The sequence below is a fragment of the Acinetobacter lwoffii genome (genome assembly GCF_024129855.1).
GTDB classification, from domain to species: domain Bacteria; phylum Pseudomonadota; class Gammaproteobacteria; order Pseudomonadales; family Moraxellaceae; genus Acinetobacter; species Acinetobacter lwoffii_L.
Genome location: NZ_JAMXXC010000006.1, coordinates 113,499 through 136,511, shown reverse-complemented (window position 1 = coordinate 136,511; position 23,013 = coordinate 113,499). Strand labels below are relative to the sequence as shown.

Here is a 23,013-nt window from a genome sequence, read left to right as displayed (position 1 = left end):
GCCAGTGTTGATCTGTCAGCATGGTACGAGGCATAGCGAATAGTAAAATTGGGTTTGGCGATTTGATTTTACTACTTCGCTATTTTTTTAAACTAAAAGTGTCAACACACCCTAGTTTTTCGCAAAATAACAAGTGTCTTAATGAGCGGGAAAGTACAGAAAAGCATTGCATGTACAGTTCATAGGATTAAAAAATCTTCCTCAGCCAAATGTATAGTGCCATAGCGCTACGGGACATGAATGGAGCTTCATATCCCGTAGCTGCATAATTTTCTGTATCAAAAATTTAGAACATCATTTTCAGACCTGCCGAATAGATCCAGCCTTTTTCTGAATCTGAACTTTGCTGCCAGGCCGTCTGTTGGTTGCCTTTGCTGTATTCATAACCGACTTCCAGATAAGGCATGAGCTTTTTGCTCAGTTCATAGCGTGTTTCCAGGCCCAAGGTGGCATGACTAAGGCCGGTTTTTTTCGCATTCGCTGCCTGATCATTCAGGATGACATCCAGTTCGACAAAGGGCTGCATAATCAGTTTCTGCGTCAATAACAGGTCACGCTCTGTTTCCAGTTTTAATCCGACAAAGTCATCTTCACCGACATAAACATGAGCATCCGTTTCGAAAAAGTAGGGGGCCAGGCCATGTAGCCCAAATACTGCATCGAAGCGCTCGTTCTGCTGTTGTGTAGCAGGCTCGGCTAAATTTTCCTGTCGATAGCGCACCCCGGTCTGCACATCCCAAAAATCGGAAATATTTCGGCTATACAACACTTTGGCATCATATTCGGCCTGACGGGATTCATGTTTGTCGGCTTCTAGCTTGAGAAAGATTTTATTTTCATCCGTGCCGACTCTGGCCTGGTTCTTGGACTTGAATGCTCCATTTCCCTCTGAACTATGCTGCCATTTCTGGTCCAGAATAATCTGGCTATAAATCTGTGCGCCATGTTCTTTACGATGATCATGTTCGCTGGCAGAACTGACTGAATTTTGTGGTGTGCTCGGCGCATGCGGTTGATGTGATAACTTTGGTGGTGGTTGATAAGATGCAGCATCTACTGTTTCAGTATGCTGTGCGTGGTCATCAGTCATGTTTTGCATGGCATGATGTCCGCTATGATGCTGATGTTCATTATGACCCGTATGCTCGCTAGAAGCTGCCGCAAAAACACTCAGACTGCTTAGGATAAGTGCACTGCTGAGCACTGACTTTACAAAAAGATTAGTGATGTGCATGGCTTGCTCCTTCAGCTGCTGCTGGTTTTGACGGCATTTTTTGTGAAGAAGGGTGAGATGCTTGATCATCATTCACATGCGCCACAATCAGCTTGTTCATCATGCCGGCACTCATGTGATAGAGCAGATGGCAGTGAATCGCCCATTCTCCCAGTTCATCTGCTGTGAGCAGGGTGGTCACCGTTTTCCCGGGCGGCACAATCACGGTGTGTTTATTTGGCATATTTGCAGCAGACTGACCATTTTCCAGCTGCATAAACATGCCATGCAAATGCATCGGATGGGCCATCATGCTGTCATTGATAAATTTCAGCCGGATCCGCTCGCCATATTTCACCTGAAGTGGCTCGGCATCACTGAATTTTTTACCATTCATGGTCCAGATATAGCGCTCCATGGTTCCACCCAGACGAATCACCAGTTCACGTTCTGCTGCACGGGTATCAGGTTGTGGTGTCAGGGCTTTGAGGTCTTGATATTGCAAGGCTTTGTGCCCTGCAGGCGTAGACATATTGGCCCAGCCCTCAACCGGCTGATGAGGCTGATTGGTTCCGGACATGGCATTATGACTTGCATGCATGTCGTGCTGGGCATGTTGATCATGTTCACTTGTGGCAGTCTGCATGGTCTGACTGCTGTGTGTGTCATGTGACATGTCATGTTGTTCGCCATGTCCCATATCTTCCATGGTCAATAAGGCACGAGGGCGCGGTGTTGGTAATTGAACCGGAGCCGGGGCTTTACTTGAATCAGTTGCCTGATGCAGACCGCCAATGGCAAAGCCTGAGCGGTCGATCGATTCCGCTTCAATCTGGTAATGCGCTGCAGTGGGTTCCACAATCACATCATAGGTTTCAGCAGTTCCGATACGGAATTCATCTACATTGACCGGCTGCACCGGTTGTCCATCGGCACTGACCACGGTCATTTTCAGCTGGGGAATACGCACATCGAAAAACGACATGGCAGAAGCATTGATGAAACGCAGGCGGACTTTTTCATTGGGCTGGAACTGGCCACTCCAGTTTTGTTGCGGCGTTTTTCCATTGACCAGAAAGGTATAACCGGTAACATCAGATAGGTCGGTTTTCAGCATACGCATCTGGTTCCACATCTTGCGGTCTGACCAGGTGGCCTTCAGGCCATCACGTTTCACCTGCTGGAGTACATCGCCCAAGGTTTCACGCTGGTTCTGATAATATTCGGCCGATTTTTTTAAATTGTTCTGAATCTGCTGGCCGCTTTGTTCGTGAAAATCTGACAGCATCACCACATAATCCCGCTCGGTTTGTTCATGTGGAGGTAGTAATGTCTGTGCTTTGGGGCGAATCACCAATGCGCCATAGAGGCCATCCTGTTCCTGACCTTTGGAATGTGCGTGATACCAATAGGTGCCGTTTTGACGAACCTTGAAGCGATAAGTAAAAGACTGTTTCGGTTTGATCCCCTGAAAACCGTTAAATCCGGGGACACCATCCATCAGCCCGGGCAGGAGGAGGCCATGCCAGTGCAGCGAGGTATCCTGATTGTTCAGGTTGTTTTGTACATGAATGACTGCATCATCACCTTCTTCAAATTCCAGCAAGGGTGCAGGGAATTTTCCGTTTACAGTGATACGCTTGACCGTCTTTCCGGTGAGATTGATCGGGCTTTCATCAATGACCAGATGATATTCTTTTACGGCTGCAAACAAGGCAGACGACGAGATGAGACCGAAGCCCAGACACAGGCTTTGACTGATTTTAAGCAACATAACTTAATCCTTAATGAATAAAAAAATTTAAAAATTCAGGATCAAGCTTTGGGTGGGCGCAGGATTTCTTGCCAGTAACCGGCAAGGTGCTGGGCATGGTAAGCAGGGAGGAGGGTTTTTTCCGGATAACCGTGATCAGGCACGCTTAACTCGGGCGTTGTAATGGGCAGGCTGGTGACCAAGTTCTGGCAGGCCATAGTGCCACAATCCAGACAATCTGATGACTGCTGGGTGCTGTCACTGACACAGTCCGGCTGAATCAGTTCCTGATCTTGATGATGATCAGTCTTATGCAGCGAGTGAGAAGCAGAGGGTTTTGTCATTTCCAGACAATGAGGATTCGTTTTTTCAGACGGCATAACCAGATGCATGGTGTTTGCAGATGCGACAGACACACTGCTCCAGCCTATGGCAAAAACCACAAGCATCACCAACCAGATCTGTTTGACGAGCCGTATGAGCAAAAGTACACCCTGAAAAAATGCGCTGCATGTTTGAGCAATAAAAGCATAAACGCAGTAACTCAAATTAGCAAATTCTGGACAAGATTATTTTTTAGGTCACCTACATACTACTTTTTTCATAGGTTCAGGTTTCAGTTTCGCACTTTTCGCATTTTTTACAGTCTAGCAGCATCCCGAGTTTTTCTTTACGTCCTTGCTCGGTCATCACCCATGGGCGATTTTGCCAGGGCGGGGTATGCCGCACATGCTGGCCATGTCCGCAGGCCAGCTCTGCAACCCAATGCTGTTCCTCATCCAGGTGAAAACCGATAATGGCCTGTTGCATGGCAAACCTCCTGTGGGCTCAATCTGTCTCAGTACCTATATAAAATAAGTCATGCAAAATCACCATAAACAAAAGAATCGACACAAGCTATACTCCTTGCCAAGTCATTTTTTGAAAAAGAGCAGAGACACATGCGCGTACTTGTTGTGATGGATCCCATTGAAAATGTAAACCTGAAGAAAGACTCGACCATGGCCATGCTGTGGGCAGCAGCACGTCGCGGGCATGAACTCGGTTATGCATTGCAGCAAGATTTATATATCGATCAGGGCAAGGCCTTTGGTCTGATCGCGCCGCTACAGGTATTTGAAGACTACGACCATTATTATGAACTTGGCGAAAAACAAAAAGAGTCGATCGCTGCTTATGACGTTGTCTTGATGCGTAAAGATCCGCCTTTTGATATGAACTTCGTCTATACCACTTATATTCTGGAGCAGGCAGAGCGCGAAGGGGCATGGATCATCAACAAACCGCAAAGCCTGCGTGACTGTAATGAAAAACTGTTCGCGACCCAGTTCCCGCATCTGCAAGTTCCGACCTTGGTGACTTCGCAGCAAAGCCTGATCCGTGAATTTCTCAAAGAACAGGTCGATGTGATTGTAAAACCGCTGGATGGCATGGGCGGCACCGGGATTTTCCGCCTGTATCAGGATGGCATCAACATCGGTTCAACCATTGAAATGCTGACCAATAATGGTACCCAGCCGATCATGGCGCAGCGTTATATTCCGGAAATTGTCGAAGGCGATAAACGCATCCTGATGATTAATGGCGAGCCAGTTCCGTACTGCCTGGCCCGTATCCCACAAAATGGGGAAGTGCGTGGTAATCTGGCCGCGGGTGGCCTAGGTGAGGCACGCCCCCTGACTGAAAATGACAAAGCCATTGCAGCAAAAGTAGGGCCGTATCTCAGAGAAAAAGGTCTGGTCTTTGTAGGGCTGGATGTGATCGGAAATTATGTTACTGAAATTAATGTAACCAGTCCAACCTGTATCCGTGAAATTGACACCCAGTTTGGCACCTCGATTGCAGATGATCTGTTTGCCGTGCTGGAAGCGGGGCAGGCCAATCAGGTTTAAAAGCAAAATCAGGTGAAAAAAGAGTCTGCTTGCAGGCTCTTTTTTATTTTTTCATTGGGGATAGCGCTTAAATAAAAATGCCGTCATTACCATGCCCAGCATCGAAAGGCAGACAGTGATAATGGCAAGATTGGCCCAGTATTGGGTGGCAGATATCAGCACAGCGCTCAGGGTCGGTATAAAAAACTGTGCGCAGGCTGAAATTTGTAAAACCAGACCCACACTGGCTGCTGCTGCATAGGCACGTGGTGCATAGTGCAGGGTAATCGCAAAAACAGTGGTTGGGATCATCCCGCCAATCAGTGAAAACAGCAAGGCACTGACAACCTGCAATTCAAATGAGAGCCAGGCATTTGCAGCAAACACCAGACCACTGCTGCAGAGCATTGCTACAAATCCGGTACTCAATAAGGTGGGCGGTCTATAACCCTGTTGCAGCAACATGCCTGCGCCAAAAGTGCCCCCCAGATTGGCCAGCACGACTATCGAGACCAGCATCCCTGCGCGTTTTAAGTCCAGCCCCTGCGCGTTTTAAGTCCAGCCCCTGTTCGACATACAGCGTAGGCAGGAAGCCCGTGACAGTAATCCATTGACTGGTATAACAGGCAAAAATAATCGCCAGACAGATAATGGGAGGATGGGTCAGGGTAATTTGAACAATCTGCCAGAATGAGGTGTTTTCCGTAGCTGGCTGAGAAGAGTCTGGCTGTGTTACCAAGACAGGTTCAATATTTAAATATTGTTTAATCATGCCAGCAATGACAAGGCACAGGCAGCCCAAAATGGCCCAGATCATTTGCCAGTCCAGATATTCAAGCAGGAGAGGAATCGTCAATACGGCCAGACTGACACCGATGCCCATATAGGAACTCCAGAGTCCCATCTTGAAATTCAGTGTTTCAGCGCGGCTGGTACGTTTTAAAATGGCTGGCGCACACAAGGAGATGGTTAAAAACCCGATTCCCTCCATAAAACGCAATACATATAAAGTGGCAGGCTGCGTAATCCAAAGCCCGGCAAGACTGCTCAGCCCTAAAATGATTAAGGCCATGATCAGGCAGCGCTTTAATCCCATTTTTTCCGAGAAGGCGCCAATGCATAGCGCAAACAGCATTCCGGCAGCCTGCACCAATGCTAATGAAAAACCAGCCTGAGTAAAACTCAGGTTTAAATCCTGCTGCAACACAGGAATCACGGCCGAAAGTTTGCCGACATGGATCGCAGCCAGATAACCGGCCAAGATAATCCATACATCACGAAATGATATTTTTGACATCTATCCGAACTGAGTCCATTTAAAGCATCTGCTTGTACATCAAGCATCATTCATATATAGATATGAATAGCATGAAACTTTTATAAAATTGATAGGATTTAAGCCTGAGATTATCGGCCAATGATAAGAGAGGAGGTGAACGGGAGAAAACGGAAGACCGCTGTAAATAAAGCGCTCTTCGTGGCAAAGTTATTGATAATATAATGAGAAAACTATTTAAAATTGATATGATATGTCACTTAAGTCGAAGGAAAAGTGCAGACCTTATAAATAAAACGAGTCTAAACTTGAAGTTTGCGTGAAAAAAACAATTAAAGCCTTGTTGAAATAAAGTAAATAAACTTTCATGGCCTGAGGTTTGTGATTACAATTGATTACTTAAATCAGATTTCCTGCTCCATTTTTTGAATTGAAGAATTAAACCGTGACCGAAGCTCAGCAAAAACAGCCTAAACATGTCATGATGATGGCCGCAGGTACAGGTGGACATGTGTTTCCAGCGTTAGCTGTTGCCAAAGATTTACAACAAAAAGGTATACAGGTTTCATGGTTGGCCACGCCCGTAGGCATGGAAAACCGCCTGTTAAAAAACCAGAATATTCCCATTTATCAGATTGATATTCAGGGTGTGCGTGGCAACGGTTTTGTACGTAAAGCCTTGGCGCCTTTTAAAATTATGAAAGCCACCTTCAGTGCCATGAAATTCATGAAACAGCTTAAGGTCGATGCCGTGGCAGGCTTTGGCGGCTATGTGGCAGGCCCGGGTGGTTTGGCCGCACGTATCTTAGGCATTCCGGTGCTGATCCATGAACAGAATGCAGTTGCCGGTTTTACCAATACCCAATTGTCGCGTGTGGCAAAGACGGTGTGCCAGGCTTTTCCAAATACTTTTCCGGCCCAAGAAAAAGTCGTGACTACAGGTAATCCGGTACGACAAGAAATTAGCGAAATTTTAAATCCGTCCTGGCGTTATCAGGAGCGTGACAAGGCAGGACTACCCTTACATATTCTGATCGTTGGTGGGTCTTTGGGGGCGCAAGCCTTAAATGAACGGGTTCCAGAAGCTTTAAAGCAACTCAATGTGCCATTAAGCGTCTATCATCAGTGTGGGCAAAATCATGCCGAGTCGACACGGGCACGTTATGAAAATGCACCGGCCAGTCTGCAAGTTGAAGTACAGCCCTTTATTGAAGATATGGCCAAAGCCTATAGCGAGGCTGATCTGGTGATTTGCCGTGCCGGAGCTTTGACCGTAACTGAAATTGCCACTGCCGGGGTAGCTGCGATTTTTGTGCCGCTTCCAAGTGCGGTCGATGATCACCAGACGGCCAATGCCGGTTTTCTGGCCAATATCAATGCGGCAAAGATTTGCCCGCAGGCCACGATGACTCCGGAAAGTTTAAAAACATTATTAGAGCCGATGCTGAATCGCCAGCTGTTAATGGAAATGGCCGTGAAAGCACGCCGACAGGCTCAACCTGATGCGACTCAACATGTGGTCCGTTTAATTCAAGAATTGTAATCCGAGTAAACTATGTCTCCAACAACCCCAGCTGAACAAGCGAAAAAGTTAATTAAAGTGCCAGAAATGCGCCGTATCAAACACATTCATTTTGTGGGGATCGGTGGTGCAGGCATGTGTGGTATTGCAGAAGTACTGAAAAACCAGGGCTATAAAGTTTCCGGTTCAGATATCAAGGCATCCAATACCACCGCACAGCTGGAAGCGAATGGCATTAAAGTCTATATCGGACATACTGCAAATAATATTAAGGGCGCCAACGTGATCGTGGTCTCTACCGCGATCGATAAAGAAAATCCGGAAATTAAAACCGCGATTGAAAACCGTATTCCTGTGGTTCGCCGTGCGGAAATGCTGGGTGAACTGATGCGTTACCGTCATGGTATTGCCGTTGCCGGCACGCATGGCAAGACCACGACCACCAGTCTGATCACCTGTATGCTGGCTGAAGAAAACATGGATCCAACCTATGTGATCGGTGGTTTGCTGAACCGTACCGGTATGAACGCGGCCTTGGGCGCCAGCCGTTATATCGTGGCCGAAGCCGATGAGTCAGATGCTTCTTTCCTGCACCTAGAACCGATGGCTGCCGTGGTTACCAATATTGATGCCGATCATATGGATACCTATGGCGGTAGCTTCGATGTCCTGAAAGATACTTTTATCCAGTTCCTGCAAAAATTGCCATTTTACGGCTTGGCCGTAGTGTGTGGTGATGATGCCAATATCCGTGAAATCATGCCGCGGATTGCACGTCCGTTACTGACTTATGGCTTCAATGAGGACAATGACATCCGCGCAGTAGATGTTGATCAAGATGGCATGCAAACCCACTTTACCGTATTGCGTAAAGAGCGTGAGCCATTGCGTGTAACGGTCAATCAACCAGGTTTGCATAATGTGCTGAATGCCTTGGCTGCGATTGGTATAGCAACCGATGAAGGCGTGTCTGACGCTTCAATCTGCCGTGCACTGGAAGGTTTCAGTGGCGTAGGTCGCCGCTTCGAAGTTCAGGGTGAGTTTGCGATTGAGGGCGGTGACGTGAAACTGGTGGATGACTATGGTCATCATCCAAAAGAAGTCGAAGCCACGATTAAAGCTGCGCGTCAGAGTCATCCGGACCGTCGTCTGGTAATGATGTTCCAGCCACACCGTTATAGCCGTACCCGTGACTGTTTTGATGATTTTGTGGAAGTACTTTCTACTGTAGACCAGTTATTGTTGCTGGATGTTTATCCTGCCGGTGAAAAACCGATTGTCGGGGCTGACAGCCGTACTTTGGCTCGTAGCATTCGTCTACGTGGTGAAGTCGAGCCGATTCTGGTTGATGCGGCGGACGGCAACCTGAATCAGATCATGAGAAAAGTATTGCAAGCAAATGACTTGTTATTAACCCAGGGCGCAGGTAATGTTGGAGCAATCTCAGTCGAACTTGCACAAAATCATTTATATATAAAATAGTCATCTTGCGTGACTGAATTGAATTGACCAGATTGAAAAAAGTTTAAGGATATAAACGTGTCAAATGCTTCAAAATTCGGAAAAGTTGCCGTGTTGCTTGGTGGTAAATCTGCAGAGCGTGAGGTTTCTCTAGACAGTGGTACGGCGGTACTTGAGGCATTAGTGCGTTCAGGGGTTAATGCGGAAGCGTTTGACCCGCAGGAGCGTAGTGTCACAGAACTGGTAAATTATGATCGTGCTTTCATTGTATTGCATGGACGTGGCGGGGAAGATGGCCAGATCCAGGGTGTACTGGAATGGTTAAACGTACCGTATACCGGTACGGGTGTACAAGGTTCTGCCATCGGCATGGACAAGGTCAAGACCAAGCAGGTCTGGCAGGGTTCGGAATTGCCAACAGCGCCGTATCGTATTGTCACTAAAGATTCTGATGCGACCGACATTGTTAATGCTTTAGGCTTGCCTTTGATTATCAAGCCGGTGCATGAAGGTTCCAGTATCGGCATGAGCAAGGTCGAAAAAATTGAAGACTTTGCAGAAGCAATTGCCAAGGCAACTGAACATGATGCTGTGGTGATGGCAGAAAAATGGATTACCGGCCGTGAATATACCATTGTGGTTTTAAATGGTCAGGCGCTACCGGTGATTCGTCTTGAACCGCCTCAAGATGTCGCCTTTTACGATTATGAAGCGAAATATCAGCGTAATGATGTGCAATATGGCATTCCATGTGGTTTAACTGAAGCTGAAGAGCAGCAGTTAAAAGCCTTAAGTTTGCGCGCATTCCAGGCAGTCGGTGCCAGCGGTTGGGGCCGGATTGATGCCATGCAGGATGAACAGGGCAACTTCTGGTTGCTTGAAGTCAATACCGTACCGGGCATGACCAGTCACTCACTGGTGCCAAAAGCGGCAGCTGCAGTCGGATACAGTTTTGATGAGCTGTGTGTCGCGATTCTGGAACAGACCTTGACTGGTTCGGCACACTAAATATGGCTCAACTTCCTGTTTCCATGCGCCGTAAACGTGCTGCGATTACTTCAATTCACGACAAGCCGCCAACACGCAAAGAAAAGCTGACCAATTTTGGTGGCTGGTTATTGTTGTGTATTGCGCTGCTGGTGCTGGCCTTTGGAATATTGGGTTTATATAAAGTCATGACCAATAGTGACGTGGCAGAGCTGGGCGTGGTAGGTACGCGCTCGGCTGCTGAACAGCGTCAGGTCATGCAATATGTGTCACCGATTGTGACCGAAAACTATTTTACTTCGGATCTGGAAGCGATCCGTGATCGTACCCTGGAATTGTCCTGGGTGGATCGGGTCGTGGTTTCCCGAGCCTGGCCAAATGGCATTCGGGTGCGAGTGATGCCGCATCATGCGATTGCGCGTTGGGGGACAGGGCGTTTACTAAGTGATAGTGGCGTGATTTTCACTGAAGTCACACCTAAGAATTATCAGGCATTACCGTTACTACATGGGCCGGCGAGCCATGCAGAAACCATGATGCGTCGTTATAATGAAATTAATCAATTATTTTTGCCACAAGGCATTCGTCTAAAAGAATTATATCTCACCGAGCGAATGACCTGGTTTATGCAGTTTGATTCGAGTTTAAGAATAATTGTGGATAAAGACCAGACTATGAGCAAATTACAACGCCTGAGCCATCTGTCTCAGAGCGATTTAAAGCCGGTCTGGTCTAAAATTTCGGCCATCGACCTGCGTTATCGCAATGGATTGTCGATACAGTGGAAAAATTCAATTCCGCCTAAAATTGTAAATGGACATTTTATTGTAACCATTGATGACACGGGCGTTGAGAATAAGGTAACAGTAAAGCCATAATGACCGGCTTTAAAAAATAGAGGCATTTAAAGCCATAAATCTAACAAACACGTAATGGTAGTAGTGAATAATGAGTGAAGCTGTTCCCTCGGTTGTGGCGATTGACATTGGGACACACAAAGTTTCAGTTTTGATTGGCAAGGTACACGCGCCAGACAATATCCAAGTGATTGGTATGGCCACCGCTCGTAACCGAGGCATGAGTAAAGGGAAAATTGTCAGTCTCGATAAAGTTATTACTGCAATTAAAAATGCCGTTCAAGAAGCAGAAGATATGGCGGAATGTCGTGTACATTCTGCCTGGGTCTCTATTCCAAGTGCCGAATTAAAAAGCTTTTATGCTTCAGGTCGCACCTCGATCGACAATAGCGAGCATGCGATTACCACCAGTGAAGTGGTGCGTGCACTGGAATTGGCTAAAGCTAGTCATTTGACTTCAGATCATTATCTGGTCAGTGCTGTGCCTCTGGGTTTTGAGCTGGACGACTCACCGGAATGGGTGTTAAACCCGATTCGGATGTCGGCACATAGCATGACCGGACACTATCATTTGATGATGCTGCCGATTAGTACCATGCAGAATATTGATCGCGCCCTGAAAGGTGCCAATATTGGTGTAGAAAAAATGGTGGTGTCGAGCTTGGCTACTGCTGAAGCCAGCCTGCTGAAAGACGAAAAAGAATATGGCGTATGCTTAGTAGATATCGGTGCCGGCACGACCAATGTTGCAGTGTATGTGGATGGTCGTTTGGCCTTAACCCATACCTTCCAACGTGGCGGTGAACATGTGACCCGTGATATTGCAGCAGTATTGCAAACCACGACCGAAGAAGCTGAACGTCTGAAATTATTGTATGGCTGTGTCGACCTGAAAGTGGTCAAGCCGGATCATATGATTCAGTTCCAGGGGATTGATGGACCACAAACCATCAGCCGGATTGAACTGACTGAAATTATTATGGCTCGTTATGAAGAAATTCTGGGTCTGGTACGTGATGAGCTGGTGAAAAATGGTGCCATCCAGGGCTTGTATCATGGTGTGGTATTGACAGGTGATGCCAGTCATATCGAAGGGATGGTGAGTTTTGTTCGCCGTACCATGGGGGTCTCGGCGCATTTAGGTAATCCGCCGACTCAGGTGTATGCAGACGAACAACATCAGGCTGCTTTACGTCGCTCGCAATATAGTACGGTGGCTGGCTTGCTGATGTTTAGTCAGAGTGATACCCAGGACACGATTGTGGAACAGGATGATGTAGAGCGGTTGTCATTGGCTAAGCGGGTCAAAAGAGCCTTGTTTGGCTTTAATGACACCTTGAAATCAATCTTTTAAGTCGATTTTTATTGTGAATATTGTTGGGAAGATGTAGTTAATCGGGCTTGTACTTGACAAGTGAACGCATGAGCAGCATTCTTAAAAACAATTTTATTAAGATTAAGGCAGTATACGGGCTTAGTGACTGCCAATTATGAATTAGGAATTTTATAGGTCATGGCCTCATTTGAATTTTTCGAAGACGATCATAGCGATAGCAATGGTCAAGCCCGTTTCACTGTGTTTGGTGTAGGTGGTGCGGGTGGTAATGCTGTACAACATATGTTGCAGTCCGATATCCAGGGCGTAAAGTTTGTTTGTGCCAACACGGACAAGCAGGCATTGGATCGCATGGAAGCCGAATTTAAAATTCAGCTGGGCGAGCAGAGTACCCGTGGTCTGGGTGCAGGTGCAAATCCGCAAGTCGGCCAGACCGCAGCAGAAGAAAGCCGTGAACTGATTCGCCAACAGCTTGAAGGGACCGATATGGTCTTTGTAACTGCGGGTATGGGCGGTGGTACCGGTACCGGTGCAGCGCCAGTGGTTGCTGAAATTGCGAAAGAAATGGGTATTCTGACCGTTGGTGTCGTGACCACGCCATTTAACTTTGAAGGCAAACGCCGTCTACAGTCTGCTGAAAAAGGGATTGAAGCGCTAGAGCAGCATGTAGACTCATTAATCATCATTCCAAACCAGCGTCTATTGAAAGTCTTCCGTGATATTTCAATGAAAGATGCCTATAAAAAAGCGGATGATGTATTGTTGAATGCAGTACGCAGTATTTTTGATTTGGTAGTCCGTCCTGGCCATATCAACCTTGACTTTGCTGACTTAAAAACAGCCATGAGCACTCGTGGTTATGCCATGATGGGTGTCGGTCTGGGTCGTGGTGAGAACCGTGCACGTCAGGCTGCTGAGCAGGCAATCCGTAGTCCATTACTCGACAACGTGACTATCATGAATGCCAAAGGCATTCTGATCAACGTGACTGGTGGCGATGACGTGACTTTCGGTGAAATTGAAGAAATTACTGATGTCGTGAACCAGATTGTCGATTTAGATGAGGGTCAAGTGTTCTACGGTACCGTTTTTGATCCGGATGCGCGTGATGAAATCAGCGTGACTGTGATTGCAACAGGTCTCACCCGTCATGCAGCGGATTCAGTTGAACCGACCAAACGTACTAATGTACAGGCAACTCGTCCAGCAGCAGCTGCACAGGCTGTGGTGGAAGATGATGATGTACCGGCAATTCAGCGTCAGCAGCATGAAACAGGTGCAGCAGCGAATCCAGCGGAGGCTTCAGTTTCTAGCCCGCGCCCAACGCCAATGAGCATTCAGGATTATCTTAAGAATCAACAGCGTAAATAACATGTAACATCATGTGTTTAGCTAGATTAGACAGGAAAGGTGGCTTTTAAGCCACCTTTTTGTTTTTTATCAATAGCCAAATATGCTAACGTATAGCGGTTTTATAGATGAACAGATGATAAAAGCATGTTGAAACAACGTACCCTGAAACGTGTCGTGAAAGCGAGCGGAATCGGTCTTCACAGTGGGCAAAAAGTCATGATTAACTTTGTGCCGCACCATGCCGATGGGGGAATTGTGTTTCGTCGTATTGACCTGAATCCGCCAGTCGACATTCCTGCCGATGCCATGCTGATTCAAGAAGCCTTCATGTGCTCGAACCTGGTTCAGGAAAATGCCAAAGTAGGCACCATTGAACATGTCATGAGTGCGATTGCTGGTCTAGGCATTGATAACCTGATTATTGAAGTGTCGGCCTCTGAAGTCCCGATTATGGATGGCAGTGCAGGTCCGTTTATTTACCTGCTCATGCAGGGCGGTTTGCAAGAGCTGGATGCCGCTAAAAAATTCGTCAAGATTATTAAACCGGTTGAAGCACTCATTGATGACAAACGTGCCATTTTTAGCCCACATGAGGGCTTTCAGCTGAATTTCACCATCGATTTTGATCATCCTGCCTTTAAAAAAGAACATCAGTCCGCCAGTATCGATTTTTCTACTGAAACCTTCGTTTATGAAGTCAGTGAAGCGCGTACCTTTGGGTTTATGAAAGATCTGGATTATCTCAAAGCCAATAATCTGGCGCTGGGTGCCAGCCTGGAAAATGCCATTGGTGTAGATGAAACCGGGGTCGTTAATGAAGAAGGTTTACGTTTCTCGGACGAATTTGTACGTCATAAAATTCTGGATGCCGTGGGTGATTTATACCTGCTCGGGCATCAGATTATTGCCAAATTTGATGGTTATAAATCTGGACATGCCTTGAATAATCAACTTTTACGCAATGTGAAAAGTGATCCAAGCTGCTATGAAATTGTAACATTTGATGACGAAGCCAATTGTCCAATCATGTATGTGAATGTGACATAAGTCATTGTGTTTGTGTCTTTATGTTTTTGTTATTGCTTTAATACTGTGATACACATCACATAATGTTTGCTTTTTAATTTATTACATTTGATTGCTATGTTACTTTTTATTGCTTGCCAAACGTAGTAAAGCTTGGCTAAGCTTAGGGTCGCTTATAAAGTCAGCAGCACTACGAAGTAATTCCTGTGTTTCTGCATTTAAGGCTCTTTCAGGTGTTGCTGAAACAGGTGGCGTTTGCGAAGGATTCCGCAGACAAACTTGAAGTTTAGTGAGATCTGTTAATTCATTTATTTGAGAGAGTTGTGAAATGTATTGCTTTTGAAGATAGGCCAATTGACTGATCATGGCCTGGTTTTCACCGGTAATCGTTAACACACCATTTTGATAGCAGACAACTTGCCAGCGTTCCGGTTGGGGCAATAGCGGTTGTACGAGTTTCGTAAGTTTCTGCCAGGCAGCGACTTGTGATGAGAGAAACGAAAAGTTTCCTGTTTTTATCTGTTTTCTTGTTTGTTGAAAAACGTTGACAGGTTCCGACATACATAATTCCTACATATTTATGTCTTAATCTTATGCGCTTCTTTTAGTGGATATCAAGGATAGAGATCTTCAAGGAACTCGATTAAAGCAGTTTAGAGAGGTTTTTTATGCATATGCGACGTATTTTGTTGGCATTTTCTTTATCAGTTTCAGCGGCTTCGGTTGCGTTCGCAGATTTAGTCAATCTAAATCAAGAAAATGGTTCAACAGATCGTATCGAGCAATTGACGCGTACTCTGGCACAGGGTGCATATACTCATCCAGATGATATCGATATTCCAGCACAGACTAAATTGAATGTTCAACTTCGTGAGAAACCAGTTGAACTGAACAATCGAACGCTTGCTCAGAAGTATGCCAATACTTCATCCAATAAAGCGGCAGCAAACAGTGCTTATTTTTGGCTAATTTCTCATCCTTTACCTAATTCTCGCGTAAGTTCAAATTACGGTGGCCGTACCATGAGTGGCCGTGCTGAAAATCATTCAGGCCTTGATCTTGCAGCGCCAAGTGGTACACCAATCTATGCAACAGGTCCAGGGATTGTGACCAAATCAGGTTGGGGCACAGGTTATGGTCAATACGTTGAAATCAATCATGGCAATGGCTATTTAACGCGCTATGCCCATGCTTCACGTCTTATTGCACGTGTGGGAGAGCAGGTGCAAGCAGGTGATCATATTGCCAACGTTGGCTGTACTGGTCGCTGTACCGGTCCACACTTACATTATGAAGTAGTAAAAGACGGTCAACGTAAAAACCCATCTACTTATTTGGCCATGTTACCTTAAGTATAGACCTGAATAACAAGAAGCATCTCTATACATAAAAACCTCCAATAAGCATTTTAAAGCGTTTAAACTGCAGGCTCTTCAAGTCAACTTGAAGGGCTTTTTGTTTTATCACTTTTAAGTCTCATATTATCACCAACTATTATAATGATTGTATAATAAATCGCCTTTATTGACTATTTTTTGTTATGTAGTGTAATTATACGTCACCCATCATTTAGTTCCTAAATAGTACTGCTAAATCGCATTCAGCTAAGGCCATACCTGCAGAGGTCTTAAATATGGTACATATAAGACATTAGATTAGGCTTTTAGGAACTGTAGATTATGGCGTTTTATGGCGATACAGACGCGCAAGAAACCCAAGAATGGCAAGATGCATTTGACTCTGTTTTGCAGCACATGGGCACTGAGCGTGCAGCATTTTTATTAGAAAAACTTTATCAACGCGCAATTGCAAAGCATGTTCCTATTCAGCGTTTAAATACTCCCTACTTAAATACGATTTCTGTTGAAGAACAACCTGCAATGCCAGGCGATCAGGATATGGAGCGTCGTATTCGCGCGCTGATCCGCTGGAATGCCTTGGCAATGGTATTACGCGCGAATAAAACCGGTGATGATCTCGGTGGTCACTTGGCGAGTTTTGCTTCTTCCGCAACCCTTTATGATGTGGGCTTTAACCACTTCTTCCGTGCCAACAGCGATAGCTTCGGCGGCGACATGATCTATTACCAAGGTCACTGTGCACCGGGTATTTACGCGCGTTCATTTTTAGAAGGCCGTTTGACTGAAGAGCACCTGAATAATTTCCGTCGTGAAGTAGGTGGTAAAGGTTTGCCATCTTATCCGCATCCTTATTTGATGCCGGACTACTGGCAGTTCCCAACCGTATCGATGGGTCTGGGTCCAATCATGTCGATTTATCAGGCACATATTCAAAAGTACCTGATGAACCGTGGCCTGATCAAAGAAGAAGACCGTAAGGTTTGGGCGTATTTGGGCGATGGCGAGATGGATGAGCCGGAAAGCCTGGGTGCAATTTCTTTGGCAGGTCGCGAAAAGCTCGACAACCTGATTTGGGTAGTAAACTGTAACTTACAACGTCTGGATGGTCCGGTACGTGGTAATGGCAAGATCATTCAGGAACTTGAGTCACTATTCCGCGGCGCAGGCTGGCGTGTGATTAAAGTTGTGTGGGGCCGTCATTGGGATCCACTACTAGATAAAGATAAATCCGGCGCACTGAAAGCGGTCATGGAAGAAGCCGTCGATGGCGATTTTCAGCGTTACCAGGTAAAAGGTGGTGCTTACGCACGTGAAAAGTTCTTCGGTAAATACCCAGAAGCCAAAGAGCTGGTTAAAGATTTAAGCGATGAAGATATTGATAATCTGAACCGCGGTGGCCACGACCCGTACAAAGTTTTTGCTGCTTATGCCGAAGCATGTACGGCCAAAGGTCAGCCGACTGTAATTCTGGCGAAAACCGTGAAAGGTTATGGTTTGTCCGAGGAAATTGAAGCAGTCAATAAAACTCACCAAATCAAGAAGATGCAAATCAATTCTTTGAAATACGTGCGTGACCGTTTCAATCTTCCTTTCACTGATGAACAGCTTGAAGAAGTACCATTCTACCGTCCAAGCGAAAATTCGCCTGAATTGAAATATATGAAGGCACGTCGTGAAGCATTGGGTGGTTATCTGCCTGCACGTCGTAAGGAAAGCGAACAGCTGGCGATTCCTGGACTTTCAGTATTTGATTCGGTCTTGGCCGGTTCAAATGGTAAAGAACAATCCACCACAATGGTGATGGTGCGTTTAATCTCTGCACTTCTTAAAGAGAAAGCGATTAAAGACCGCGTTGTTCCAATTGTTCCAGATGAAGCCCGTACTTTCGGTCTGGAAGGTATGTTCCGTCAGCTCGGTATTTATGCCGCGCATGGCCAGAAATATACTCCGGAAGACCAAGAACAGCTGATGCATTACCGTGAAGCCAAAGACGGTCACATGTTGCAGGAAGGGATTAACGAAGCCGGTGCGATGAGTGCATGGGCAGCGTTGGCGACCAGTTATTCAACCAATAACCTGCCAATGATTCCGATGTACATGTACTACTCGATGTTTGGTTTCCAGCGTATTGGTGATATTGCCTGGGCAGCCGGCGATGCACAGGCACAAGGCTTCTTGCTGGGTGCAACTGCAGGTCGTACTACACTGAACGGTGAAGGCTTGCAGCATCAGGATGGTCATTCACACATCTTGGCCAATACCATTCCAAACTGTGTCTCTTATGACCCATGTTTCGGTTATGAATTGGCGGTGATCGTGCATGACGGTTTACAACGTATGTATGTGAACCAGGAACGTGTGTTCTATTACCTGACCGTAATGAACGAAAACTACGAGCATCCGGAAATACCAAAAGGTGTTGAAGAAGGCATCAAGCGTGGTATGTACTTACTGGAAGAAGATGAAAAAGCCACTGTTCAGTTACTGGGCTCAGGTGTGATCCTGCGTGAAGTGATCAAGGCAGCGAAGATTCTTCGTGAGGAATATCAAATTCATTCAAATGTCTACAGTGTGACCAGCTTCAATGAACTGGCACGTGACGGTATGGCATGTGAAGAATACAACCGCTTGCATCCGCTGGCTGAAGACGTAAAAGAAGCATGGGTATCGAAACAGCTTCGCGGTACTGAAGGTATCGTCGTGTCTGCAACCGATCATATGCGTGCTTATAGCGAACAGATTCGTGCTTATCTTCCAGATGGCCGTCCATTCGTAGCATTGGGTACTGACGGTTATGGCCGTTCAGATACACGTGCCAACTTGCGTAGTTACTTCGGTGTTGATGCTGCCCATATTGTGGTGGCAACTTTGAAAAAACTGGCAGATGAAGGTGAAGTTGATGCGCGCCTGGTAAAAGATGCGATCTCGACTTTCGAGCTTGATACAGATCGTCCAGTGGCTTGGGCACCGCAAGAAACCCCATGTGTACATGCTGTTGCTGACTACAAAGAGGAGAACTAAGCATGCAAATTACGACTCCTGATATTGGTGTAGATAAGGCAACAGTGGCCGAAATTCTGGTCAAAGTCGGTGATACGATCGCGATTGATGACAGCATTGTATTGCTTGAATCTGATAAAGCCTCTGTTGAAGTGCCTAGCACTTCAGCAGGCGTGGTAAAAAGCATTCTGGTCAGCCAGGGTGATGAAGTCGCTGAAGGCGCGGTACTGATTGAGCTACAAGCTGAAGACGGTAGCGCTGATGTGATCGAGCCACAGCAAGCAGATGCCTCACAAAAAACTTCAGAAAATACTCCGACTTCATTGCCGGATCAGGAAATCATGCAGGAACTGGCTTCGCATCAGCCTAAAGCTTCTGCTGCTCCTGAGGCACAAGCGAGCTCACAGGTGGTTGATGTTCAAATCCCCGATATTGGTGTAGAAAAAGCTACTGTAGGGGAAATCCTGGTCGCTGTCGGTGATGAAATCGAGGTAGATCAAAGTATCGTAGTGGTGGAATCAGACAAGGCGACTGTTGAAGTGCCAAGTACGGTTTCAGGTACGGTGGAATCCATCCAGATTAAAGAAGGCGACACGATCAAAGAAGGTGTGGTCATTCTGAAAGTGAAAACGGCTGTTTCGGCAGCTTCAGCACAGACAGAAGCATCTCAAGCACCAGTTGCTCAAGCGGCCACCCAAGAGAAAGCAGTTGAAGCACCACAAACGCCAGCAGCACCTGCAGGTGATGTTGAAATTGCTGTGCCTGACTTGGGTGTAGACAAGGCGGCTGTGGCGGAAATTCTGGTTCAGGTCGGTGATACGGTTGAAAAAGACCAGAGCATCATCGTGGTGGAATCAGATAAAGCGACTGTTGAAGTGCCAAGCACTACAGCCGGGGTGATTAAAGCCATTCATGTGGAACTGGGTCAAAATGTCTCTCAAGGTCTTGCACTGGTGACAATTGAAGCTGAAGCACAAGCACAAGCTGCTCCTGTTGCAGCCAAAGCAGAAGCACCGAAAGCGCCTGCTGCAAAAGCAGCACCGGCACCTGCTGCATCTTCTACTCAAACAGTCGCGACATCGGATAATGCCGACAAATTGACCAGAGAGCAGAATGTCGCTAACTCGAAAGTCTATGCCGGTCCTGCTGTGCGCAAACTGGCACGTGAACTGGGCGTCGTGTTGGCAGACGTTAAAGCATCTGGCCCACATGCGCGCGTCATGAAAGAAGACCTGAAAGCGTATGTCAAAATGCGTCTTACTACGCCACAGGCGGCTCCTGTAGCCGCTGCTGCTCAAGTCGCAGGTCTACCAAAGCTGCCAGATTTTAGCGCTTTTGGTGGTGTGGAAGAGAAAGCCTTAACGCGCTTGCAACAAGTGTCTATTCCACAGTTGTCGCTGAATAATTTCATTCCACAAGTGACCCAGTTTGATGCAGCAGATATTACTGAACTGGAAGCATGGCGTAATGAACTGAAAGGCAACTTCAAGAAAGAGGGCCTGAGCCTGACCATTATGGCGTTCATCATCAAAGCAGTTGCGCACTTGTTAAAAGAAGAGCGTGAATTTGCTGGTCACTTGGCCGATGATGGTAAGTCAGTATTGCTACGTAACGAGATCCATATGGGTATCGCGGTCGCAACGCCAGATGGTTTGACCGTGCCTGTACTGCGTCATCCAGATCAGAAGTCAATTAAACAGATTGCCACTGAGCTAGGAACCTTGGGTCAAAAAGCGCGTGACAAGAAATTGTCGCCGAAAGATCTGCAAGGTGCGAACTTCACTATCACTAGCTTGGGTTCAATCGGTGGTACAGCATTTACGCCATTGGTGAACTGGCCGCAAGTGGCAATTCTGGGTATTTCACCTGCAACCATGCAGCCGGTCTGGAATGGTGAAGGCTTTGATCCACGCTTGATGCTGCCGCTCTCATTGTCCTACGATCACCGTGTGATCAATGGTGCAGATGCTGCACGTTTCACTAACAAGCTGACCAAGCTGCTTAAAGATATCCGTACCTTGCTGATCTAAAACCTTATCTCTAGGCCTTTATTTTCTCTCTGGAAGAAATACAAAGAGGGTGTAAAGAGAAAAACCCTGCTTCGGCAGGGTTTTTTGCTGCTGCATTGAAAAATAATCGATTTGATTCTATACTTGGTGTACTTCATTGGGGAGTAGCCGCCTTTTGCGCAAAGCAGAAGGGTGATGGTCAACATATTTGCTCAACAGAGCATGGTCATCATAGCAAAGAACCAAGTCAGCTTTTCCAAGCTTTCTTTTGTTGGCAAGACCTTTGATTTACCACTCTGCAGATTTTGGCTAGCAGGAGCGGTGAGTCATTGGTATTGGATGCTAGCCAGAGAAAAACCTCATGTATGAATTCCTACTGTCGACTGCAATCGTAGCACTGGCTGAAATGGGTGATAAGACCCAACTGCTGGCATTGCTGCTTGCCGCACGTTTTCGCAAACCTGTTCCTATTTTAGTTGCCATTTTATTGGCGACGCTGATTAACCACGGCCTTTCTGCAGTATTGGGACAATGGGTGACCACGGTGATCGGGCCGGAGGTGCTACTGTGGATCGTCTCGATTGGCTTTATCGCAATGGCTGTCTGGATGCTGATTCCGGATGAACTCGGGGATGAAAATGCCAGTATCAATAAATGGCAAAAATTCGGGGTATTTGGTGCGACCTTTATTCTGTTCTTTCTGGCAGAAATTGGTGACAAAACTCAGATTGCTACGGTCGCATTAGCAGCACGTTTCGATAGCGTATTCTGGGTGATGCTTGGGACCACTTTGGGCATGATGCTGGCCAATGCACCTGCAGTATTTTTGGGAGATAAGCTGGCGAATAGACTCCCGATCAGCCTGATTCATAAAATTGGGGCGGCGATTTTCCTGGTGATTGGTGTCGCAACACTGGCTCAACATTATTTCTTTTAAATCATACAATAATAAATTACATGAATCCTGAGCTAAAAACTCAGGATTTTTTATGGTTAAAATTCTCTCAAAACCTTGGTAAATAGTGTGATATGGCTAGTTTTATTGATTGTAAGTTTGATTAATTCCTTATATTTTATACGGGTATAAAAACGTTATTTTTATTATAAATTGGGGAATTTACATGGCTTTTGAACGCACCACATCGCAGGTCCTGTTTGATAACGGGACACATAAGTGCATCAGTTTTACCAGTCTGGTTAAAGGTGAAGGCGTTCAGGCAAACCAGTTTCTGATCATTGATCATGAGCGCGCAGCGGTACTTGATCCGGGTGGTGATTTAACCTATGTGCCGCTGACTATGGAGCTGAATAAATATACCCGTTTGACCAATCTGGATTATGTCATGGCCTCGCACCAGGATCCGGATATCATCACCTCGATGCCGCGCTGGCTAGTGTATACGGACGCCAAAGTGGTGGCATCCAAGCTGTGGGCGCGCTTCTTGCCGCACTTAAACTCGGCCTTTATGAGTGACCGGATGAAAGGTAACTGGTTAGATCGATTGGTGGAGCTTCCGGATCATGGTCAAATCATCCCGTTGGGTCAATCACACATTGTGGCGGTGCCGGCGCATTTTCTGCATTCGGTGGGGAATTTCCAGTTTTATGATCCGATTGCCAAAATCCTGTTTTCAGGTGATATGGGTGCGTCCATGGTTGAAGATGCCGCCAAGCCACTAGAAAACTTTGCCGCGCATATCCCAAAAATGAAAAGCTTCCATCAACGCTATATGTGCAATAACAAGGTGATTCGTCTTTGGGTGAAAATGGTACGCAGCATGGAAATCGAGATGATTGTGCCGCAACATGGTACACCATTTATCGGTAAAGAGCAGATTAATCAGTTTCTGGACTGGATTGAAACGTTGGAATGCGGCACTGACCTGATGGATGAAACGGTTTTTACCTGTCCTGAATAGTTCACACAAAAAATAATTTTTTTCTTGTGTGGAAAAACAACATTTTTTATATTTCTTCTCCAAAAAACT

Annotated in this window: 18 protein-coding genes, 1 pseudogene and 1 riboswitch; of the genes and pseudogenes, 13 read left to right on the top strand and 6 right to left on the bottom strand. The window is 46.3% G+C overall.

What is annotated here, in order from left to right; translation table 11 throughout:
- Positions 1–286: 286 nt before the first annotated feature.
- From NI465_RS07405 to NI465_RS07390, 4 genes are all read right to left on the bottom strand, one after another.
- Complete coding sequence (locus NI465_RS07405; protein ID WP_253144886.1) at positions 287–1,234, bottom strand: copper resistance protein B; 948 nt, start codon at positions 1,232–1,234, stop codon at positions 287–289.
- The gene (locus tag NI465_RS07400) at positions 1,221–2,987 is read right to left on the bottom strand and encodes a copper resistance system multicopper oxidase (RefSeq protein ID WP_253144885.1); all 1,767 of its coding nucleotides are present in this window, start codon (positions 2,985–2,987) and stop codon (positions 1,221–1,223) included. The genes NI465_RS07405 and NI465_RS07400 overlap by 14 nt, the downstream gene beginning before the upstream one ends.
- Before the next feature lie 41 nt (positions 2,988–3,028).
- Entirely contained in the window at positions 3,029–3,451 is a 423-nt protein-coding gene (locus tag NI465_RS07395; protein ID WP_005267669.1) for a hypothetical protein, read from the bottom strand.
- Between the two features lie 124 nt (positions 3,452–3,575).
- Positions 3,576–3,776, bottom strand: coding sequence for a DUF3565 domain-containing protein (locus tag NI465_RS07390; protein WP_004281307.1), 201 nt, complete (start codon positions 3,774–3,776; stop codon positions 3,576–3,578).
- A 131-nt stretch (positions 3,777–3,907) separates the two neighbouring features.
- On the opposite strand from NI465_RS07390, the gene gshB reads away from it, so the two are divergent.
- A complete protein-coding gene (gene gshB / locus NI465_RS07385) occupies positions 3,908–4,858 on the top strand; it encodes a glutathione synthase (RefSeq protein ID WP_005250312.1) in 951 nt (316 codons plus the stop codon).
- A 51-nt stretch (positions 4,859–4,909) separates the two neighbouring features.
- On the opposite strand, the pseudogene NI465_RS07375 reads toward gshB, so the two are convergent.
- Positions 4,910–6,134 (bottom strand): annotated as a pseudogene (locus NI465_RS07375) (MFS transporter).
- Between the two features lie 424 nt (positions 6,135–6,558).
- Here NI465_RS07375 and murG point away from each other — a divergent pair.
- The 7 genes from murG (at position 6,559) to lpxC (ending at position 14,676) form a co-directional block, all read left to right on the top strand.
- On the top strand, positions 6,559–7,656 hold the full coding sequence (gene murG, locus NI465_RS07370) for an undecaprenyldiphospho-muramoylpentapeptide beta-N-acetylglucosaminyltransferase (protein WP_253144880.1): 1,098 nt from the start codon (positions 6,559–6,561) through the stop codon (positions 7,654–7,656).
- Between the two features lie 12 nt (positions 7,657–7,668).
- Positions 7,669–9,117, top strand: a complete 1,449-nt coding sequence (murC, locus tag NI465_RS07365; protein WP_005245710.1) for a UDP-N-acetylmuramate--L-alanine ligase — start codon at positions 7,669–7,671, stop codon at positions 9,115–9,117.
- A 57-nt stretch (positions 9,118–9,174) separates the two neighbouring features.
- Positions 9,175–10,104 (top strand): D-alanine--D-alanine ligase, encoded by a 930-nt coding sequence (locus tag NI465_RS07360; protein ID WP_180087153.1) that lies wholly within the window; start codon positions 9,175–9,177, stop codon positions 10,102–10,104.
- 2 nt (positions 10,105–10,106) lie between these two features.
- Entirely contained in the window at positions 10,107–10,961 is an 855-nt protein-coding gene (locus NI465_RS07355) for a cell division protein FtsQ/DivIB (protein WP_180087152.1), read from the top strand.
- A 70-nt stretch (positions 10,962–11,031) separates the two neighbouring features.
- A complete protein-coding gene (gene ftsA, locus NI465_RS07350) occupies positions 11,032–12,294 on the top strand; it encodes a cell division protein FtsA (RefSeq protein ID WP_004647239.1) in 1,263 nt (420 codons plus the stop codon).
- Positions 12,295–12,453: 159 nt separating this feature from the next.
- A complete protein-coding gene (ftsZ, locus tag NI465_RS07345; protein WP_253144878.1) occupies positions 12,454–13,647 on the top strand; it encodes a cell division protein FtsZ in 1,194 nt (397 codons plus the stop codon).
- 126 nt (positions 13,648–13,773) lie between these two features.
- Positions 13,774–14,676, top strand: coding sequence for a UDP-3-O-acyl-N-acetylglucosamine deacetylase (gene lpxC, locus NI465_RS07340; RefSeq protein ID WP_004647241.1), 903 nt, complete (start codon positions 13,774–13,776; stop codon positions 14,674–14,676).
- A gap of 99 nt (positions 14,677–14,775) precedes the next feature.
- On the opposite strand, the gene NI465_RS07335 is transcribed toward lpxC, so the two are convergent.
- Positions 14,776–15,216, bottom strand: a complete 441-nt coding sequence (locus NI465_RS07335; protein ID WP_004729162.1) for a DciA family protein — start codon at positions 15,214–15,216, stop codon at positions 14,776–14,778.
- Positions 15,217–15,323: 107 nt separating this feature from the next.
- On the opposite strand from NI465_RS07335, the gene NI465_RS07330 reads away from it, so the two are divergent.
- The 5 genes from NI465_RS07330 to NI465_RS07310 all read left to right on the top strand — a co-directional run bounded on the left by NI465_RS07330 (position 15,324) and on the right by NI465_RS07310 (position 22,944).
- Entirely contained in the window at positions 15,324–16,007 is a 684-nt protein-coding gene (locus tag NI465_RS07330) for a M23 family metallopeptidase (protein ID WP_253144877.1), read from the top strand.
- 327 nt (positions 16,008–16,334) lie between these two features.
- Positions 16,335–19,037: a pyruvate dehydrogenase (acetyl-transferring), homodimeric type gene (aceE, locus tag NI465_RS07325; protein ID WP_253144876.1), complete on the top strand. Its 2,703-nt coding sequence runs from the start codon at positions 16,335–16,337 to the stop codon at positions 19,035–19,037.
- Between the two features lie 2 nt (positions 19,038–19,039).
- Positions 19,040–21,046 (top strand): 2-oxo acid dehydrogenase subunit E2, encoded by a 2,007-nt coding sequence (locus NI465_RS07320; protein ID WP_253144874.1) that lies wholly within the window; start codon positions 19,040–19,042, stop codon positions 21,044–21,046.
- Between the two features lie 122 nt (positions 21,047–21,168).
- Positions 21,169–21,314: riboswitch (yybP-ykoY riboswitch) on the top strand.
- A gap of 72 nt (positions 21,315–21,386) precedes the next feature.
- Positions 21,387–21,962 carry a TMEM165/GDT1 family protein gene (locus NI465_RS07315; RefSeq protein ID WP_004729168.1) on the top strand — a complete coding sequence of 192 codons (576 nt, stop codon included), beginning with the start codon at positions 21,387–21,389 and terminating at the stop codon, positions 21,960–21,962.
- Between the two features lie 184 nt (positions 21,963–22,146).
- The gene (locus NI465_RS07310) at positions 22,147–22,944 is read left to right on the top strand and encodes an oxygen-binding di-iron domain-containing protein (protein ID WP_114540944.1); all 798 of its coding nucleotides are present in this window, start codon (positions 22,147–22,149) and stop codon (positions 22,942–22,944) included.
- Positions 22,945–23,013 lie beyond the last annotated feature (69 nt).

Coding starts and splice junctions, on each gene's coding strand:
- NI465_RS07405 (WP_253144886.1), bottom strand. CDS start 1,234: ATGCACATCACTAATCTTTTTGTAAAGTCAGTGCTCAGCAGTGCACTT.
- NI465_RS07400 (WP_253144885.1), bottom strand. CDS start 2,987: ATGTTGCTTAAAATCAGTCAAAGCCTGTGTCTGGGCTTCGGTCTCATC.
- NI465_RS07390 (WP_004281307.1), bottom strand. CDS start 3,776: ATGCAACAGGCCATTATCGGTTTTCACCTGGATGAGGAACAGCATTGG.
- gshB (WP_005250312.1), top strand. CDS start 3,908: ATGCGCGTACTTGTTGTGATGGATCCCATTGAAAATGTAAACCTGAAG.
- murC (WP_005245710.1), top strand. CDS start 7,669: ATGTCTCCAACAACCCCAGCTGAACAAGCGAAAAAGTTAATTAAAGTG.
- NI465_RS07355 (WP_180087152.1), top strand. CDS start 10,107: ATGGCTCAACTTCCTGTTTCCATGCGCCGTAAACGTGCTGCGATTACT.
- ftsA (WP_004647239.1), top strand. CDS start 11,032: ATGAGTGAAGCTGTTCCCTCGGTTGTGGCGATTGACATTGGGACACAC.
- ftsZ (WP_253144878.1), top strand. CDS start 12,454: ATGGCCTCATTTGAATTTTTCGAAGACGATCATAGCGATAGCAATGGT.
- lpxC (WP_004647241.1), top strand. CDS start 13,774: ATGTTGAAACAACGTACCCTGAAACGTGTCGTGAAAGCGAGCGGAATC.
- NI465_RS07335 (WP_004729162.1), bottom strand. CDS start 15,216: ATGTCGGAACCTGTCAACGTTTTTCAACAAACAAGAAAACAGATAAAA.
- NI465_RS07330 (WP_253144877.1), top strand. CDS start 15,324: ATGCATATGCGACGTATTTTGTTGGCATTTTCTTTATCAGTTTCAGCG.
- aceE (WP_253144876.1), top strand. CDS start 16,335: ATGGCGTTTTATGGCGATACAGACGCGCAAGAAACCCAAGAATGGCAA.
- NI465_RS07320 (WP_253144874.1), top strand. CDS start 19,040: ATGCAAATTACGACTCCTGATATTGGTGTAGATAAGGCAACAGTGGCC.
- NI465_RS07315 (WP_004729168.1), top strand. CDS start 21,387: ATGTATGAATTCCTACTGTCGACTGCAATCGTAGCACTGGCTGAAATG.
- NI465_RS07310 (WP_114540944.1), top strand. CDS start 22,147: ATGGCTTTTGAACGCACCACATCGCAGGTCCTGTTTGATAACGGGACA.